Here is a 17,128-nt window from a genome sequence, read left to right on the forward strand (position 1 = left end):
CTTATAAAGGTAAACAGATAAGTTTAGTATCAAATTAGATTATCCAACGTCTATTTCAGAAACTCAATACAAAAAACGGTTGCGAAAGGAAACAAATCTGTATACCTTAAAAGGGAGACAAATCTGTTTACTTTGGAGCAATCAATGACAAAACCACTTATTCCCCCATTCACGCTTGAAACTGCAAAGGAAAAAGTCAAAAGAGCAGAAGATTTATGGAACCGTAAAGCCCCAGATGAAGTAGCTCTCGCTTATACGCCCGACTCAAAGTGGCGAAACCGAGGTGTATTTTTACAAGGCCGCGAGCAAATCGAAGCATTTTTAACGCAAAAATGGCAAAAAGAGTTAAATTATAAGCTTCGAAAAGAATTATTTACCTTCAGTGATGACCGTATTGCCGTTCATTTTCAGTATGAATATCAAGATGAGGCAGGCCAATGGTATCGAGCATATGGCAATGAACATTGGCAATTTGATGAGCAGGGCTTGATGCACACTCGGGATGCCAGCATTAATGAAATACCTATCCGCACTGCCGAACGACAAATTGCGTAACTCAGCTTAGGTTCTCTTAACTATGGTGTACCAAGAAGATCACCATAGTTAACGTGAAAATGCAGATGTTTTGAGTCTTGGTAATCACCTAGATTAGTCAGAACACGACAGGCACCAAAACGCTGCTCTACATCCTGCGCCACAATGCGAACCACCTCAAGCACTTGATGTAGTTGCACTTCAGTAGCCTCTCCTAAATGAGTGAGTGAGGGAATGTGTTGCTTAGGAATGACAACAATATGTACAGGCCAAAATGGTTGAGTATGATGAAATGCCAACACTTTTTCACTCTCATAAACAATATCGATTGGCGTTTTACCACTCAATACCTGCTCACAATAAAAATCATGATTCATCATTGCTTCCTTTAGATTCACCTCTCTAAGCTAAATAACCTCAGCTGCACATAAGCGAATTTGCCCAATAAAGCTATTTCGCTCACTCTCTGCGTTATTTCCACTTGTAATAGCCTACTATTACTTCGCGAAAATGCCTTGATATTAAGCGAAATATCATCATTGGATGTCGAAATAGTTGCAATGTTTCTATTGCTAGCTATCAAAACTCTTATCCGCAGCTGAGGTTAAGTAGAAATTTGCATACTGAAAAAGCGAATTATCGCCAAATTGCGCATGGGCAGAAAACCACCGAGACCGCATATTTATACCCATCAAGATCTACAAATGAAATTAAATTTCCACATCAAACCACAATAAAACTCATTTATGCACCTAGAAGGGGAAATATAGATTTTTTATCATTTCAACTTTGACAACTGTTAAATTATGTCCAAATTTGTAAACAACCTTTAACAAAGGTTAAAAAACTAATAATTATAAAATAGGAACAACATGATGAAAAAATCTCTTCTAACTTTGTCTATCGCTTTTGCTATGTCTAGCACAGCTTCATTTGCGCAAGATGCCAGCTTCCAAGGTGCGGCTGCGGATATTGAAATCGCAAATACCTGTATCGTGCGTTTCAATGACGGTATCTCAAAGTTTGATGTGGAAGGAAAAGCACGAGGTATGGTGACAAAAGCCAACGCGCAAGCTAAGCACATTTATAAAAACAGCATCAAAGGTATGGCTGTTAATATGAGTTGTGATAAAGCAAAAACATTATTTGCCGACAGTGGCGATGTTATGCGCTTCACACCTGATGGTAAAGTGTATGCAAACCCAGCAAACATTCAGGCAGCACCTGATGTAAATATCAGTGCAGCGCAACAAACGCCATGGAGTGTAACGCGTGTGGGTGGTCCTGTTGATGGCAGCAACCATACAGCGTGGGTTCTTGATACAGGTATTGACCTTGATCACGCCGACTTAAATGTGGATGCAAGCAAAGGTTTTTCAGCGTTTACCAAAGGCCGTAATGCTGGCATGGATGATAAAAATGGTCACGGTACACACGTAGCAGGCACAATCGCTGCACTAGATAACAACATTGATGTTGTCGGTGTGGCCGCAGGTGCTACTGTCGTGCCAGTAAAAGTTCTAGATGCACGCGGCTCGGGCAGTTGGTCTGGCGTATTAGCCGGTATTGACCACGTTGCAGCAAATGCAAGCTCTGGTGATTGCGCGAACATGAGTTTAGGCGGTGGTTTTAACCAAGAACTAAATGATGCAGTTGAAAACGCAGCTCAGCAGTCAGGTGCATTTTTTGTCGTTGCAGCTGGTAACGAAAGCCAACATGCAAGCAATGTATCTCCAGCAAGTGCATCACATAATCGCGTATTTACCATTTCAGCAACTGACGCTAACGACAATTTCGCTAGCTTCTCAAACTATGGTAATCCACCAGTTGATTACGCGGCGCCGGGTGTAAGTATTCTGTCAACACGCAGCGGTGGTGGCACAACCACTATGTCAGGCACATCAATGGCATCACCAGCGGCTTGTGCTGTGATCATGATGAGCAATGGCAACCCTAGCACAGACGGCAAAGCCAACGGCGATCCAGACGGTAATGCTGACAGCATCGTTCATTTATAATCCCCAGAAACACCACGGTGTATCATTTTGATACACCGTTTTACGCCAAATCTTTACCTATCCACACCACTTTGCCAATAATTTCTAGTTGTTCTAATTCATGTGGTTGAACATGTTGATCGACATACTCTTTATTGTCACTGATCAATCTTACAGAACCGTCAAGATACTGTTGTAATCGCTTGGCATAGAGCTCTTCCCCTAAACGAACTACATAGATTAAACCTTCACTGAGCTTTTTATCAGATAAATCTACCAAGATAGTATTATTGTTGTGAATAGTTGGCTCCATTGAGTCACCTTTAGCAAACACGACGGCCAACTGGCTTTTGTCTAGCCCTTTATAATCTATCCATTTTTTCCTAAATGCTAAATGGCGTTCGATACGTGCCGCATCATTAAATGCGCCATGCCCTGTGCTCACAGAAATATGATAGCCAGGAACCAAAATAAACTCTTCTTCAAATTCATCAACGCTGACGACGCGTTGGCTCAATAGCGGAGAAGTACCTTGAGCATGTGCTTCACCCATTCCCTTGACTAACCACATAAAGTCAACACCCGATTGCTCAGCGATCCGCTCAATCACGCTCAGCTTAGGGTCTTCTCCCTTTAATATTCTACGCAAAGTACCTTCAGAAACACCAATTTTCGACGCAAACGTGCGAATACTGTCTGGTTTAATAGCTTGTTCAACTCGCGTAGAAAATGAAGTAGAAGCAGAACCCACGCTATCTGCGCTATTGTTTAAGTTATCAGACATACCTATTTTCCCTTCATATTAGAGAGTAAAAAATTCCGCGTTTTCTAACACCAACCAGATCAAAAAATGGTGTAAAAGTAAAAATAACATTTGAAATGCGTAATTTTTAGATCTAAAATTCAATTTAATACGCACTCATACAGTCGAGAAATCCATTTATGTCTCCGCTAGCGCGTATTTATCGATGCATTGTACATCAGATAATGTAACTTTTCACTGAACAATCGAAAATTTGCGTAATAAATGAAGGAAATTATAAATTATGCTGTCAAAAGTTGATATTCAACCGTGCCGTACGCCTAAAGGGTCTGATATTTTAAAATTTGCGCGCAAATGCCGTGGTTACACACAAGCGGAATCAGCCGCAAGCTACGGCATTGAAGAACGCACATTGAGACGTTGGGAAAACAATGAGTACAATCCGCGCTGGAATGACGTGATAGGCCTGCTCGAAGATGTATACTTGCTGGATGTTGCTAATGTTATCTTGGGCATGCAACATGTTGATATGTAAAACAGTACAGGCCATCGCGTTCAATATGCTCGGCCCACTGACAAATAAAATAAGAATACAAATATGACTGACATCCCAAAACAAATTCCTCGAACAAACAGTTTTTTAGGAAGAGCGATTGGCAAAGCCCTACTTCGCTTATTAGGTTGGCAAGTTCAGGGGCACTTCCCTGAACATAGTAAATTTGTCGCAGCAGTTGCCCCACATACATCCAATTGGGATTTCTTTATTGCGATTGCCGTCAAACTCAGCCTAGATATAGAGATCAAGTTTCTAGGTAAACACAGTATTTTTATTGGCCCTGTAGGTTGGCTGTTAAAAAAATGGGGAGGGATCCCCGTCGAACGCAGCCATGCGCATGGTATGGTCAGTCAAATAACTCAAGTATTTACCAATCAAGAAGCACTGATCTTAGGCATTGCCCCTGAAGGGACTCGTAAAAAAACAACAACATGGAAAACCGGCTTTTTACATATCGCTAAATCGGCCCATGTTCCCGTCGTACCTATGGCACTCGATTACCGTAGCAAGCGCTTCATTATTATGGACGCGATTCATATCACAGGCGATATTGACTCTGAATTAGAAAGAGTAACGACACTATTTGATAAAAATATGGCTAAATACCCACAACAGGTATCAGGTAACTAAGCGCTTGTTACCTGATCTTTGTCGCAACTTTGTCACGATGACTGATTACTTTCCTATACTGAGCAATCCGATGTAAAAACTAAGAACTAACAACGATGAAAAAAATACTCTTAACATCATGTGCAACTTTGCTTTTAAATGCCGCCAATGCACAAGCCCAGATAACCGTGCTCAACGCAAGCGCCTATATAGATGTAGAAACAGGTGAACGTATTTCCAACCCAAGTGTTGTCATTGAAGACAATCACATCGTTAAAATAACCAAACAGGGACAGATGACCATCCCAATCGATGCAAAAGTCATTAATCTCTCAGGAAAAACGTTGCTTCCTGGCTTGATGGATATGCATGTGCACCTCACCAGTGATCCAACCGATAACTTTCTCGCTGCTAAAAATTACTCGATTCCGAGAAAAACCATTAAAGCGGTTAAAAATGCTCAGACAACCCTGATGGCAGGTTTTACAACAGTGCGTAATTTAGGTGCTCCCGGATACAGCGTCATTGCTGCAAGAGATGCCATTGATGCTGGTGAAGTCACAGGCCCAAGAATATACAGTGCAGGGCATTCGATTTCGATAACTGGTGGTCACTGTGATGACAACTTCAGCGCACCAGAGAAAAAATCCGTTGCCGAAGGGGTTGCCGATGGCCCGTGGGCTGTGCGTGCTAAAGTGCGTGAAAATATCAAATATGGCGCCAACACGATAAAAATTTGCGCCACGGGAGGCGTATTTTCCAAAGGTACTAAAGTCGGTGCGCAACAGTTTACTGAGCAAGAATTGAGAGCCGCAGCGCAAGAGGCACACCTTCGAGGGCTTGTCATTGCAGCACATGCACACGGTACTAATGGCATCAAAGCAGCGATTAGAGCGGGTGTTGACAGTATCGAACATTGTAGCTTTATGGATGAGGAGGCCATGGATCTTGCCAAGCAACATGGTACCTTTTTATCCTGCGACATTTATAACACTGAATACACCTTAGCGTTTGGCGAAGCCAATGGCGTGCCTGAAGAAAACCTCAACAAAGAGCGTCAAGTGTCTGCAGCACAACGTGAAAGCTTCCGAAGAGCCGTCAAAGCAGGCTTGAAAATGGTATTTGGTTCAGATGCAGCTATCTATCCCCATGGCGATAACGGCAAACAGTTTTCTCGTATGGTAGAGTTTGGTATGACACCGTTGCAGGCTATTCAAGCAGCAACTATTAATAGCGCAACGCTTATGCAACACCCCAAGCTGGGTAAAATCGCCGAAGGCTACTTGGCAGATATCATTGCAGTAGAAGAGAACCCACTGGACAATATTGCAACCTTGGAAAATGTCACCTTTGTGATGAAAGATGGGCAAATATATAAACAATAAAGATAAACTAGAATAAGGCCGATTTATTCGGCCTTATTCTTTGTTTGAGAGACAGTTTAATTACAAGTACCTAAATCGGTCCATACTTGCCATGCATTGCCAACATTTGAATGCTCTGCTGGATTCTTATTGATATTCCACCAATTGCTACGGTATTTTTTACCTTGATAAGAAACCAGAGCGCCTTTAACTGAATAAGTTTTGGTCGCAGACCAAGCTTCTAAGCCATCACACCCACTTCCCGTATTGCCTTCAGATACTGTCACAGTGTTTGTGGCCGACGTACTTGCAGAACCGTTGTCAGTCACTGTAAGCGATACCGAATAACGACCAGCCTGAGCAAATTGGTGAGTGATTGTTTGACCTGTATAGGCTTGTCCATCAACTCGCCATTCATAGCTGACGATTTGACCATCAGGATCTGTACTGTTTCTGCCGTCAAAAGTACAGCTTAACGCGTCGCAAGATGCAGTAAATGCGGCTTGTGGCAATTGATTTTGCGTATCGCCACCACATCCTTTCGCAGCAAGGTAATCAGAAGCCGCTTTAGCTTGTACCAAGCCATAACCAAATTTGTGGTCACGACCCGCGTCACCCAAATCGATGGCAGTCGCTGTTAAAGCTTGGCGTATTTCGACATTGGAGCATTGCGTATGCTGACTCCAAACAAGTGCTGCAACGCCCGCAACATGAGGGCTTGCCATAGAGGTACCAGACTTTTTATCATAGTCCGAGATGGCTTCTAGTTGCGCGTTAGTTTGCTGCCCGATGTAGGCTTTTAAGCGTTGACCATCAGTTTGTGAAAGGCCAAGAACAGGGATCGTCACACCACTATTGTCATCACCTAAAGTACCCGAAAATGCCGCAGCAACATTGTTGTAAATAAGCGCAGCTACACCACCACCTGATTGACAATTTTTCGCTTTTTGCGCAAACGAAGCACCACCGCGTTCAATCAAACAAATACTCGAAGGAGCAGAACAAACCGCTAAGCCATCACCACAATCACTGAGTGTTGCGGTTACATTGCCTTCAAAAGAATGCGTCATACCGCTGGCGTCAAATGTTTGCCCTGCAACACTGACTCCCGCAACAACCCCTGTACCTCTAGGTACGGTTGATAAAACATCACTGCCTGGGGCGGCAATCTCTACTTGCGCATTGTACTGAGATGACTCTGATTTTTCTCGATGTTCATTAATGTTTGCGACCGACATAACACTATCGTAGCTAGCAGGATAGCTTAATGAGGTATCGCCAGCATTACCTGCGGCTGCGATGAGCAAAACGCCTTTATCATAGGCTGCGTTGAGGCGTTCTTCTAAATATTGACTTTTACCTGCACCACCTAAGCTCATGTTGATCACATCAGCTCCATTAGACACACAGTTATCTACCGCTCGGCCAATTCGCGAGTTATACCCTTTTTTACCGTTGTCATCGAATACACGAACCGCATGGATAGCCACTTTATCATTTGGTAAAACACCAACGACGCCTCGCGTGTTATTAAGCGCTGCAACAGTACCCGCTACGTGTGTACCGTGGCCGCTGCCATCTCGGTACCATAGTCCCACTTCAGCATCCGCAAAACCCGTCGCATTTTGTGGTAAGTCTGGATGACCTAAGTCATATCCAGAATCGATAATACATACTTTTAGCAAATCAGCGTTACTGTCAGAAAGTAAATCTGCCTGAACCTCTGCAATCCCATAAGGGCTGACCTGTACTGCTGAAAATGGTTGGTATTCAAAGTCTTCTTCAATGTATTCAAACTGTCCAGAATTACGCAAGATTTGCGCTTGCTCTGCACTCAAGGTCACGGTACTAATTTGTGCTTCCAGCGTTGAAGAAAGCGTTTGGAGTTTATTTTGCTGGACAAGGCTATCCGCTTGTTGCGCCATTGCGCTGTGCTGCCCCTGCAAAGTTAAAAGGCTACTCTTCACTATATACGTTTTTTCTTCATTTGCTATCGCGCTGTTGCTGCTAGCCGCCAAAAGCGATAATGCGAGCGCACTCAAGGTAAACTGTTTGTTCATGTTGTATCCAATTTCGCTGTTAATTATTGTTATAGCATTCCTTTTTTGAATGCTTGCGTGATAGATTTTTGGTCAAAAGTAACCCCTTCACAAAAACCCTATACAGGTACAACGTAACGAACGAATATCAAAAGCGCAATATAAATTTAACGAATAAGATATAAAAAAATACATAATTTTCGGGTAAGCATATGAAAAAGAGGGACAAAGTTAATTTCATTTTTTCGAATTTATTTTCTTTTCATTCCTTCACATTAACAACTTGTTGCTTCGCCCTCTGTTTGCTAAAAATAAGGGTATATTTCAGAACTTTGGTCTACTTGTATGAACGAGGATCCCGCGCTTGATGACTTTTCTTACACCATGGAGATCCACCATGCTATTGGCTATATCCATGTGATAGCAAAAGGTCGCTGCACCCCACAAGAAGTCGTGAGTATGTATGAATGTATTGCCAACACCTCCAAGACAACACAAATCAATCTTTTACTACTTGATGTGACCTTACTTAAGCTTGAGTACCACAGTAGCGATGTGCTGAGTGTTCTAAAACGCGTACGACGCATGTTTAAAACATTAACATTGGCCAGAATCGTGGACCCAGCTGATTTCAAAAGTGACTTAATTGAAGCCTTTGCCATCAAACACAAGCTCAATGTAAAAAGTTTCTTTAATGAACAACCCGCACTTGAGTGGCTTGTTGCACAAAAAGCCACCACGAACTCCAATTAAAAACTCAATTTTAAACAAAAAATTTACATTTATGGCGAATTACCTACACTCATAAATACACAACAGATAGCAAAAATATAGAGTAGGTAAGTATGGGGAACGAGGCTTGTCATCAATCACCTCGATTAGACTCAATCGACATTTTACGTGGTTTAATCATTGTTTTAATGGCATTAGACCACAGTAGAGCATTTTGGAGCGCGACCAGTTTTTCGCCAACCGACCTAGCCCAAACCGATTGGAGTTGGTTTTTTACCCGCTGGATCACCCATTTTTGTGCCCCTCTATTTATTTTTTTAACAGGCGTTAGCGCATTTTTGTATGGCCAGAAAGTCAAAGACAAGACACAACTTAGAAACTTTCTTTTTAGTCGGGGTGTATGGCTTATCATTCTAGAGATTGCGATCATCACGCCTAGTTGGCAAATAAGCTACAACCTTTTGATATTACAAGTTATGTGGGCAATAGGCTGCTCCATGATATTGCTGTCATTACTTATTTACCTCAGTAATACTTGGATTTTAATTGTCTGTGTGCCATTTTTGCTATTTCACAACGCCTTCGATGACCAGCTTATGATGACCTTACTTGGTTCAATGGGTGGATTGTGGACGGCACTACATTTACCCGGCTTGTTATCCATCACCACATTAAATATTCAATTCAATGTCGCGTATCCAATCGTGCCATGGTTTAGTGTGATGTCTATTGGTTATGTAACAGCGCATGTTTACAATTGGTCGCAACCACAGCGCATCCAATTCTTAACTCGGCTTGGCATCGCCATCACATTGTTATTTATGTTATTACGTGCCACTAATTTTTATGGTGACAACAACGTGTTCGAAACTCAAAGCGAGTGGATAAGCTCTGTTATGTCGTTTTTAAATACCCATAAATACCCGCCTTCGTTACAGTATTTGTGTATGACGTTAGGCCCTGGTTTGGTATTGCTTGCACAGCTTGAACGCTTAGTCACAAGTCCTTTTTTATACCGAAGCTTACTGTGGCTTAAAGTGTTTGGCTCCGTGCCGTTGTTCTTTTACGTCGTTCATGTGCCGATTATTAATGTCGGGGCACACCTTTACACCTGGTTGCAATATGGTGAGCCACTCAACCTCTTTTTCGCAAATAACTTACCAAGTAATTATCAAGCTAACCTCACTCTAAGTTACTTAGTTTGGATGTTGCTCATTGCGATTCTCTACTATCCATGTAAACAATATGCAGCCTTAAAACGTCGTTCTAATAGGCTCGTATTGAGCTACCTGTAAGGGGAAAATTAGATACAAAAAAGGTAAATTTGATACAAAAAACCACACAAAGTAAAAAATTTGTAATATTAATAAAAATGATTTAGTGTCTCTTGGATAAAACATTCTAGGATGAATGTTTATAAAAATAATAAGTTATCCACGGGAGATCCTATGAAAGCAACCAATCTTGCTCTAATTATTGCATTAACAACTACGTCATCGAGTTTTGCATTTACACAACTCGGCGGTAGCGGTGTGATGCCAATGGGGCACGAATGGCTCACTCGCACAGCTGCACTGGAAATACTAGATGCAGAGCACATCATTACCCCCGACCCCAATGATCCTAGAGTGAATTGGCAAAAAGGGCTCGCTAAAAATACCGATCTGAGCAGTGCTTACAGCGAAATTGAAAAGATTAGCGCACAGGCAAATAGTAATAAGCTTTACCAGCCTAGATTTGACAGTATTTATGCGGCGATTGTCGGTGAGCGTTGGGTAGACATCGCAGGTTTCAATGTGTCCAATGCCAGTGTAGACCCTACGGGGCCAAACTGCTTTAGCGCAGTCTCGCAAGAACCTGCTGATCTGCAGCAAGATCACTTCATGCGACGCTACGATGATGTAGGTGGTCAAGGCGGTGTAGATGCAGCGAGCCGCGCCCAGCAGCGCTTCGTACAACATTTCATAGATGCCGCTATGGCAGAACAAAAACGGATTAAAGTATGGGATGGCGGCGGATACTCAGCTTTAACAGAGGTGGATCATAATTACTTTTTGTTTGGTCGCGCCGTCCACCTATTCCAAGACTCATTTAGTCCAGAACACACAGTACGTTTGCCTGCAGACAACTACGAAAAAGTGTGGCAAGTAAAAGCCTACTTATGTTCAGAGGGTGCTGAACAGCATAGCCACGATACCAAAGATGTGTTGGACTTCACCAGCGGTGATGTAATTTGGAACGAGTCGACCAGATTAGAAGCTGGCTGGGACAGTTACAAAGCGAGTAGCATGAAGCCCGTAGCACTGGTTGCACTTGAAGCCAGCAAAGACTTATGGGCCGCATTTATTCGTACCATGGCCACACTCCCAGAACAAAGAGAAAATGTGGCCCGCGCAGAAGCGCAGCAATTGGTCAACAATTGGCTGTCTTTTGACGAGCAAGCAATGCTGAACTGGTACGAACAACAAAATCACCGCGATCATACCTATGTACTAGCACCTGGTGAAACTGGTATTGGTAAAACCCTCAGCGAGTGCATGGGCGAGCTAAAAGTAGGCACACTCAGCCAATCAGAGCGCGTCGCACAACTTGATTCTGAACGCCGTCAATGCTTATACAATATAGAGGCACAATCGGGTTATGAAGATTTATTCGACCCGCATATGAATATGCCGTATAACTGGCGTTGGAAATCTCTGACTTGGAAAACCCCACCAAGTGATTGGCAACCCACTGCGCAACCTGCTGATAAAGGAGAAGTGATCACCATAAAGTCCGCCTTAAGTGGTCAAGCAGTTAGCAGCGGTTCAGGCTTAAATAATAATGCCAAACTATTTGCCGACGATCCGCAAGCGACAGAGTTTATCAAAGTTCCCCTCGAACAGAACAGCTTCTACCTGCGTAGCAAAAATAACCCTGAGTTATTTTTTAGCTATAGCAGCCGCAGTTCAGGCGATGCCAAGCTGGTTGATTCACCTCGCCAGTCTGCCTATCAACTTATCTATCAAGGTGGCATATGGAATATCAAAAATACGCACTGGCAACAGTACTTTTGGCTAGATAGCAGCGACAATAGCATTCACCTAAATCGCCATGGTAAGCCAGAACAAGACTCTGCTAAATGGATAATTACCCAACCCTAAGTCACTGCAAGTGACTTTGGAGCCAATAGCTTAAACCGCTATTGGCTCGCTTTTTAATAATTGCTACTTAATATCTACTTCGATTGACGAACCAATATTACTGCCATCGCCAATAGCAGAAATAAAGTACCATCCAGGTGCCAGTCCATCGAGTCTTAAATATTCATGATTACCCCTATTTTGTGAGGCAAAATCATAGAAACTACGGCTTGGCCAAAAAGAGCCAGCATAAATATCAGTATTACCCAGACCATGCTCAGTACGGATCACAACTTGACTATTTGGCTGCTCAATTTTGATATAGAAATGTGACTTACCCGACGCGATGCACATCGCTTGCTCGTCAAAAAGTTGCCCGTAATCTATGGGGGCAGAAGTGGCGCAGGCATTTTCAATCACTTTAGGTTTTTCTCCAGGCTCCCTTAATGCACTTTCAAAACTGGCAGCGATCATCATGGATTGATAATGAACTGGGTCTGACACACTTAAATAATGTATGCCTTTATTCACCGTTACTTTTAATACTTGTTCACCATTAATGGACTCAGAGCTTACCTGCACATTTTCAGGAGATGCCCATGTATTGACATTATAAAGCAGGCGCGTACTCGCCTGAGCGCCTCGAGTGCTGAAATAGAGTGTGGTATTGTCTTGCTCCACACGCACTTTAAAATACTGCTGTTTGCCACTGATACATTCACCCTGATCTAATGCAAGCATATCACCCGAGCTTACCGTATCTCCTTCTAGGCAATTCGCAGGTAAATACAAAGGCGCGCCCAACTCATTTTTAGCACGCAATTGTAAACCATCTGGGTCTCCCTCTTGAGGTTGCGGTAGCCAAGCTTGTAAACAAGCAGCGTCTTTCACGCAAGGATCGGTGAGTGCTTTCATAAAGTTTACCAAGTCGGTCAGTGCTTGCTCGTCTAGCTCTAACGGCACGAGTACCGGCGCACCATCTTGAATTTCAAAGTCAACAATTTCCGCCGCTTTTTCAGTATTAACCTCAGCGTCAGGAAACAAGCTTTCACAATCGGCACGGTGTTTAAATTGAGCTTGCTTACACCAGCCTTTGTTATCAAAGTAGTCTCTCAGTACTGGTCGATAATCGTTGTAATGGTCCATAACCTCTCTGAGCGTATCGTAATTACCCGCATGCCCATATGGCCCTGTAACTTCAATATTCAGTAATGTGCCAGAGCGGAAACTAAACATGTCAGCTTCGCTACCGTTGCGGTGCATTCGACCAAGGTCGTTAGTCATGGTTTCCCCCGAATTAGTACCAGGCCCTATTTGTGGAAATGCTAAGCGGTGATAGTTTGATACTTTGGTTTGCGTAAAACTATCCGTGTTATGACAACCAATACATTGAGTTGGAATTTCCTCAGGTGCTTCTCCCCCGTCTGACGGTGGCGGTGGCAAGAACAAATACAAATAGGCACCACGTTTTTGTGATTCACTGATAGCTGATTTATCACCGCGTACATAAGCAAACCAAGGGTTGTTGGTGAAGTTCATCGACTTTTGATAAGCGGCCAACGCCTTGCTAATATTAGCGTAAGTCACAACCTCCTGTCCTTGGGGTGTATCAGCCCCATACACACGCTCAAAATGTTCACGCCAGTTGTTTTTGAATAACTCCCCTTGCGCGGCACCATAGTCACCGATACGTGCGGCTAAATGCGCCCGTACCGCTTCATTTGGCTGCCCAGGCATGAAGTCAAAGCCGCGCATTTCCGAATTTGTAACAACAGGAAAGCGTGCTTGCGCTGCGAGCAAGCTATCACCCGCATTCGGATCAGCTTCAAGAAAAGGCACATCTGGCGTACTAATCCCTTTTTCTGGCGCTAACCAGTCTAAAAACTCAACGCGCGCATCTCTGAATAAGCTGCGCTTTTCAGTCCAAGCATTAAATAAAGTTGGCGAGTTTCTTGGCACATAAAACTGCCCGGTTATTGTTTCCCTGCCCGGCCCTAAAACATCGTGATCTTTCGCTAACGTGCCTACTGGCAATGCCAAACCATCACCTCCCCCTAAATAAGGGTGGTGGCAGCTTGCACATGCTACATCCTTGTTACCACTCAGCGCTTTTGAGAAAAACAGCAACTTACCAAGTTTGACCTCAGGTTCGTCAACTGAGGGGATATTGGCACCCGTTGTTAAATCTCCTGTTAATCCATGTTGCTCAATCAACTTGGCTAACTTTTCATCCAAGCTAGGCTCCTCGTCCGAGCTGTTGACTTTACTACTTGCTAGAACAGTTTGAGTATTTTCAACCGCCACAACGTGACAAGCGAGCATCAGTAAGCTTGTGCACAAGGCGATCCGTCTTTTTATGGTTGTCATAATAGTTTCCTTTGATCTGTGAGATTGCACTCAAAGAGCAAAGCTACACCATAAAATTAACATTTGCAAAACACAAAATAAAAGACTCGCCAAAACCAACTTAAACCAATGATTTACAAGGAGTAAAACAAAAAAACAAGTGAGGATAACGCAATGGTTAAGAATGGAACCCTGAAAAAGGTTAAATAAAGGTTAATTTAAACTTGTTATCTAACTAAATTGACCGTGTTATGTGTACAATTACAGTTTTACGTAGGAGCTAAATATGACAATCTCTCGCCAGCATACAAATCAGAGAATGAGCCGAATTGTGGTCCACAACAATACGGTTTATTTATGTGGGCAAGTTTGTAGCGATGCCACGCAAGGTATCACGGAGCAAACCCAAACCATGCTTGCCAAGGTAGATGAGTTACTCTCGCAAGCAAACAGTGACAAATACCATTTATTAAGTGCTACCGTTTACATTAGCGATATGAAGTACTTTGCTGATATGAATGCAGTTTGGGATGCATGGGTACCTGAAGGTCATGCTCCAGCAAGAGCCTGCGTGCAAGCGGCAATGGCAAGGCCAGAATTGCTAGTAGAAGTATCAGTTGTGGCTGCTGTCAAACAAGCAGATTAACTCCCCAACATTAACCCTGAGCGCATTTTACGTGCCTTGGGGTTAACCCTTAAAACTTTTTAGCGACTTCGCTCAATTTCTGAATTTCACCTCAATCAATGCCAACTTTAACGCCCCATCGCCACCTTTGTATCGCTAACAAGCCTACACTTGAGCTATAAAATATTGAGCGCGTGGAATATAGCCATAACGAGTAAGTCCACAGCCGAGCGCTTACTAGCAGAAATAGCAAATTTACATATGGACATTCAAATTCTAACACGACCTCTCGTAGAGATTACATTACACACCTATATTAACAACAAGCTTCACCCAGCTCTTGCAGTGAAGCTACCTGAAAAAATGAGGATTGAAGATCCCTTTACTCCTTAACCTAAACCTAGCAGTTTGTTTTTTATACGAGGAAAAATACGGCGTGAACGAATTATCCAATACAGCATAATCAGCAAAATAATCAGATCCGCGTACTCTACTAATACGAACGATTTCACAGCCTCAGGCATACTTTGCAGCCCTTGACCGACAAAAGAGCCAACAGCAATAAACATTGCAAAACACATACGCCAGATATGGCGGGTCAATCGGCTGGTGTATGAAATGTTTGTAGCCAGCATATACTTTAAATCAAACATGAAGCTCAATAAGGGTAAAATAGCAAACATCCAATAAGGTTCTGCAGCAAAGCCTTGGTAATGGCCAACGCCAGACTGCTCTACAAGGTACACACAGTACAAACTATACGACCCAGTTGCTAAAGTAAGTAAACTAAGCAAAACATTAAGCGTACCTTTTCTTTCATTGGCATACCTAAACACGGCTACGCCAGATACCACCAAGTAACCACTAAAAATACCCGCTATCACACTAATATCCATTGGCTTGAGATACGCAACCACCGCACCCGAGATGGCCATTAAGATCATCGTAACCACATACCAGTTGCCGGCTTTAATATGCTGTGACTGACCTTTTTTGGAAAATAATGCGATATAGCCTGCCAGTACCGCGATAGTGCCAGTTAGAATGTGAAAATAAAGTACCAAAGATTGTGACATACTCACTCCCAATTAAATTGTCCGTTCAAGTTAGGTACATGCTAAGCTTGTATTTAAAGGATATCGTCCACGCCACGTAACATGGACACAGAAAAAATAAATAAGCTTAAGAATCAATAAAATAAAAATCAGAGAAGTTATATGTATAACCCATTGGAGTTGCTTTTTTCGAGTCTAGCCTTAGGTATTGGCGTTTTTTCCAGCCACTTTTTCGCTACCAAAGTACGCCAATCAGCCTTTTATATTCCATTGCTTTTACTCCTGCTGGCTTTAACTTTGCTCAGCTTGGGTGGCGTAATTTTCAACTTATTTGCACAGTACTCACTGATATATATTGCTTTACTCGCCCCCTGCTTTTTAACGTTAGCACCCAGTCTTTGGTTATATAGCAATGCTTTGGTTGCAAATAAACCTTGGAGTTTTAAACCTAAGCACCTTATACATTATATCCCCGCACTACTGTCTTTAAGCCTGTCATTCGCAATACTCATCGTGCCATCAGGCACTCTTCATAGCATGTTTTTTACTGATGAAACGGTTGTAAATTCCCCCTTGGTTGTTTTTATCAGTGTGGCAATCATGGCTGTGATCGCCTTCTGGTTTTTACAAACAGTGCTCTATGCCTATCGACTCGTTAAACTTTGCGCACAATACCACTTCATGCTCAAGCAGGTATTTTGCGATATTCACAGTAAACAATTACGATGGCTGTTAGTGATAGCAAGCGTTTTTATTGTCAATTGGCTTTGGGCCGTATTGGCACTCGTTTTAGATGAGTTACCCATACCTTTATTAGAAGCACAATGGGGCCAATGCCTTATTTTATTTACCACTTGGTGGCTCAGTTATTTTGGTATGAAGCAACAACCTGGTTTTATAACCACCTACCAAGAAATACAAGCGCTAGAGCCAGCGCCGTCGCAAAATGTGCAGAGCAACCAAACACCAAGCTACCAACGTTCGGCATTATCCAATGTTCATGCGCAAAACATTGCTCAAAAAATTCATCATGCATTGGTTGATGAACAGCTGTATTTAGAGCCAGATTTAACCCTATATAAGCTTGCCAAGCATCTAGGTGAGCCAAGCCAATACGTATCCCAAACACTGAGCCAAACGCTACAGACGTCATTTTTCGAATGTATCAGCAAAGCCCGTGTTGAGGCGGCAAAAGTGAAGCTTTTAACGGAGAATAATACGGTGCTGGAGATTGCGATGTCCGTAGGCTTCAATACCCGTTCCTCTTTTTACAAAGCATTCAAAACGTTAACAGGCATGACACCCAGCCAATATCAAAAAACGCATGTTAACTAATAAATAACATATTGATGTGTCTATACTAAGAGTAAAGGTACCTATAAAGCC

General features: G+C 42.8%; 15 protein-coding genes. 10 read left to right on the forward strand and 5 right to left on the reverse strand.

The window, feature by feature from the left end; all coding sequences use genetic code 11:
* Positions 1–144: 144 nt before the first annotated feature.
* Entirely contained in the window at positions 145–555 is a 411-nt protein-coding gene (locus tag ACW689_RS03060; protein WP_476288429.1) for a nuclear transport factor 2 family protein, read from the forward strand.
* A 20-nt stretch (positions 556–575) separates the two neighbouring features.
* On the opposite strand, the gene ACW689_RS03065 is transcribed toward ACW689_RS03060, so the two are convergent.
* Complete coding sequence (locus tag ACW689_RS03065) at positions 576–914, reverse strand: HIT family protein (RefSeq protein WP_476288430.1); 339 nt, start codon at positions 912–914, stop codon at positions 576–578.
* A gap of 492 nt (positions 915–1,406) precedes the next feature.
* On the opposite strand from ACW689_RS03065, the gene ACW689_RS03070 reads away from it, so the two are divergent.
* Positions 1,407–2,552: a S8 family serine peptidase gene (locus ACW689_RS03070; protein ID WP_476288431.1), complete on the forward strand. Its 1,146-nt coding sequence runs from the start codon at positions 1,407–1,409 to the stop codon at positions 2,550–2,552.
* A 40-nt stretch (positions 2,553–2,592) separates the two neighbouring features.
* Here ACW689_RS03070 and ACW689_RS03075 read toward each other — a convergent pair whose 3' ends face one another.
* The gene (locus tag ACW689_RS03075) at positions 2,593–3,315 is read right to left on the reverse strand and encodes an XRE family transcriptional regulator (protein ID WP_476288432.1); all 723 of its coding nucleotides are present in this window, start codon (positions 3,313–3,315) and stop codon (positions 2,593–2,595) included.
* A 262-nt stretch (positions 3,316–3,577) separates the two neighbouring features.
* On the opposite strand from ACW689_RS03075, the gene ACW689_RS03080 reads away from it, so the two are divergent.
* The 3 genes from ACW689_RS03080 to ACW689_RS03090 all read left to right on the forward strand — a co-directional run bounded on the left by ACW689_RS03080 (position 3,578) and on the right by ACW689_RS03090 (position 5,844).
* Positions 3,578–3,829, forward strand: coding sequence for a helix-turn-helix domain-containing protein (locus tag ACW689_RS03080; RefSeq protein ID WP_476288433.1), 252 nt, complete (start codon positions 3,578–3,580; stop codon positions 3,827–3,829).
* 63 nt (positions 3,830–3,892) lie between these two features.
* Positions 3,893–4,480 carry a 1-acyl-sn-glycerol-3-phosphate acyltransferase gene (locus tag ACW689_RS03085; protein WP_476288434.1) on the forward strand — a complete coding sequence of 196 codons (588 nt, stop codon included), beginning with the start codon at positions 3,893–3,895 and terminating at the stop codon, positions 4,478–4,480.
* A gap of 95 nt (positions 4,481–4,575) precedes the next feature.
* A complete protein-coding gene (locus ACW689_RS03090) occupies positions 4,576–5,844 on the forward strand; it encodes a Xaa-Pro dipeptidase (protein WP_476288435.1) in 1,269 nt (422 codons plus the stop codon).
* Positions 5,845–5,900: 56 nt separating this feature from the next.
* On the opposite strand, the gene ACW689_RS03095 is transcribed toward ACW689_RS03090, so the two are convergent.
* The gene (locus ACW689_RS03095; RefSeq protein WP_476288436.1) at positions 5,901–7,883 is read right to left on the reverse strand and encodes a S8 family serine peptidase; all 1,983 of its coding nucleotides are present in this window, start codon (positions 7,881–7,883) and stop codon (positions 5,901–5,903) included.
* Between the two features lie 324 nt (positions 7,884–8,207).
* Here ACW689_RS03095 and ACW689_RS03100 point away from each other — a divergent pair, with 324 nt between their 5' ends.
* From ACW689_RS03100 to ACW689_RS03110, 3 genes are all read left to right on the forward strand, one after another.
* The gene (locus ACW689_RS03100; protein WP_476288437.1) at positions 8,208–8,615 is read left to right on the forward strand and encodes a hypothetical protein; all 408 of its coding nucleotides are present in this window, start codon (positions 8,208–8,210) and stop codon (positions 8,613–8,615) included.
* Positions 8,616–8,707: 92 nt separating this feature from the next.
* On the forward strand, positions 8,708–9,889 hold the full coding sequence (locus ACW689_RS03105; protein ID WP_476288438.1) for an acetyltransferase domain-containing protein: 1,182 nt from the start codon (positions 8,708–8,710) through the stop codon (positions 9,887–9,889).
* Positions 9,890–10,042: 153 nt separating this feature from the next.
* Positions 10,043–11,737: a hemolysin D gene (locus ACW689_RS03110; RefSeq protein ID WP_476288439.1), complete on the forward strand. Its 1,695-nt coding sequence runs from the start codon at positions 10,043–10,045 to the stop codon at positions 11,735–11,737.
* Positions 11,738–11,800: 63 nt separating this feature from the next.
* On the opposite strand, the gene ACW689_RS03115 is transcribed toward ACW689_RS03110, so the two are convergent.
* Positions 11,801–14,083 carry a cytochrome c peroxidase gene (locus ACW689_RS03115; RefSeq protein ID WP_476288440.1) on the reverse strand — a complete coding sequence of 761 codons (2,283 nt, stop codon included), beginning with the start codon at positions 14,081–14,083 and terminating at the stop codon, positions 11,801–11,803.
* Positions 14,084–14,348: 265 nt separating this feature from the next.
* Between ACW689_RS03115 and ACW689_RS03120 the strand changes: the two genes are divergently transcribed.
* Positions 14,349–14,708 carry a RidA family protein gene (locus tag ACW689_RS03120; protein WP_476288441.1) on the forward strand — a complete coding sequence of 120 codons (360 nt, stop codon included), beginning with the start codon at positions 14,349–14,351 and terminating at the stop codon, positions 14,706–14,708.
* Positions 14,709–15,076: 368 nt separating this feature from the next.
* Here the strand turns inward: ACW689_RS03120 and ACW689_RS03125 are convergent, their stop codons facing one another.
* Positions 15,077–15,763 (reverse strand): hypothetical protein, encoded by a 687-nt coding sequence (locus tag ACW689_RS03125; RefSeq protein WP_476288442.1) that lies wholly within the window; start codon positions 15,761–15,763, stop codon positions 15,077–15,079.
* A gap of 141 nt (positions 15,764–15,904) precedes the next feature.
* On the opposite strand from ACW689_RS03125, the gene ACW689_RS03130 reads away from it, so the two are divergent.
* Entirely contained in the window at positions 15,905–17,077 is a 1,173-nt protein-coding gene (locus ACW689_RS03130; protein WP_476288443.1) for a helix-turn-helix domain-containing protein, read from the forward strand.
* Positions 17,078–17,128 lie beyond the last annotated feature (51 nt).

The sequence above is a fragment of the Pseudoalteromonas sp. ABE4_541 genome (assembly GCF_056312285.1).

Bases quoted from the DNA above. Each gene is read 5' to 3' on its own strand.
- ACW689_RS03060 (WP_476288429.1), top strand. From the start codon at position 145: ATGACAAAACCACTTATTCCCCCATTCACGCTTGAAACTGCAAAGGAA.
- ACW689_RS03065 (WP_476288430.1), bottom strand. From the start codon at position 914: ATGATGAATCATGATTTTTATTGTGAGCAGGTATTGAGTGGTAAAACG.
- ACW689_RS03070 (WP_476288431.1), top strand. From the start codon at position 1,407: ATGATGAAAAAATCTCTTCTAACTTTGTCTATCGCTTTTGCTATGTCT.
- ACW689_RS03075 (WP_476288432.1), bottom strand. From the start codon at position 3,315: ATGTCTGATAACTTAAACAATAGCGCAGATAGCGTGGGTTCTGCTTCT.
- ACW689_RS03080 (WP_476288433.1), top strand. From the start codon at position 3,578: ATGCTGTCAAAAGTTGATATTCAACCGTGCCGTACGCCTAAAGGGTCT.
- ACW689_RS03085 (WP_476288434.1), top strand. From the start codon at position 3,893: ATGACTGACATCCCAAAACAAATTCCTCGAACAAACAGTTTTTTAGGA.
- ACW689_RS03090 (WP_476288435.1), top strand. From the start codon at position 4,576: ATGAAAAAAATACTCTTAACATCATGTGCAACTTTGCTTTTAAATGCC.
- ACW689_RS03095 (WP_476288436.1), bottom strand. From the start codon at position 7,883: ATGAACAAACAGTTTACCTTGAGTGCGCTCGCATTATCGCTTTTGGCG.
- ACW689_RS03100 (WP_476288437.1), top strand. From the start codon at position 8,208: ATGAACGAGGATCCCGCGCTTGATGACTTTTCTTACACCATGGAGATC.
- ACW689_RS03105 (WP_476288438.1), top strand. From the start codon at position 8,708: ATGGGGAACGAGGCTTGTCATCAATCACCTCGATTAGACTCAATCGAC.
- ACW689_RS03110 (WP_476288439.1), top strand. From the start codon at position 10,043: ATGAAAGCAACCAATCTTGCTCTAATTATTGCATTAACAACTACGTCA.
- ACW689_RS03115 (WP_476288440.1), bottom strand. From the start codon at position 14,083: ATGACAACCATAAAAAGACGGATCGCCTTGTGCACAAGCTTACTGATG.
- ACW689_RS03120 (WP_476288441.1), top strand. From the start codon at position 14,349: ATGACAATCTCTCGCCAGCATACAAATCAGAGAATGAGCCGAATTGTG.
- ACW689_RS03125 (WP_476288442.1), bottom strand. From the start codon at position 15,763: ATGTCACAATCTTTGGTACTTTATTTTCACATTCTAACTGGCACTATC.
- ACW689_RS03130 (WP_476288443.1), top strand. From the start codon at position 15,905: ATGTATAACCCATTGGAGTTGCTTTTTTCGAGTCTAGCCTTAGGTATT.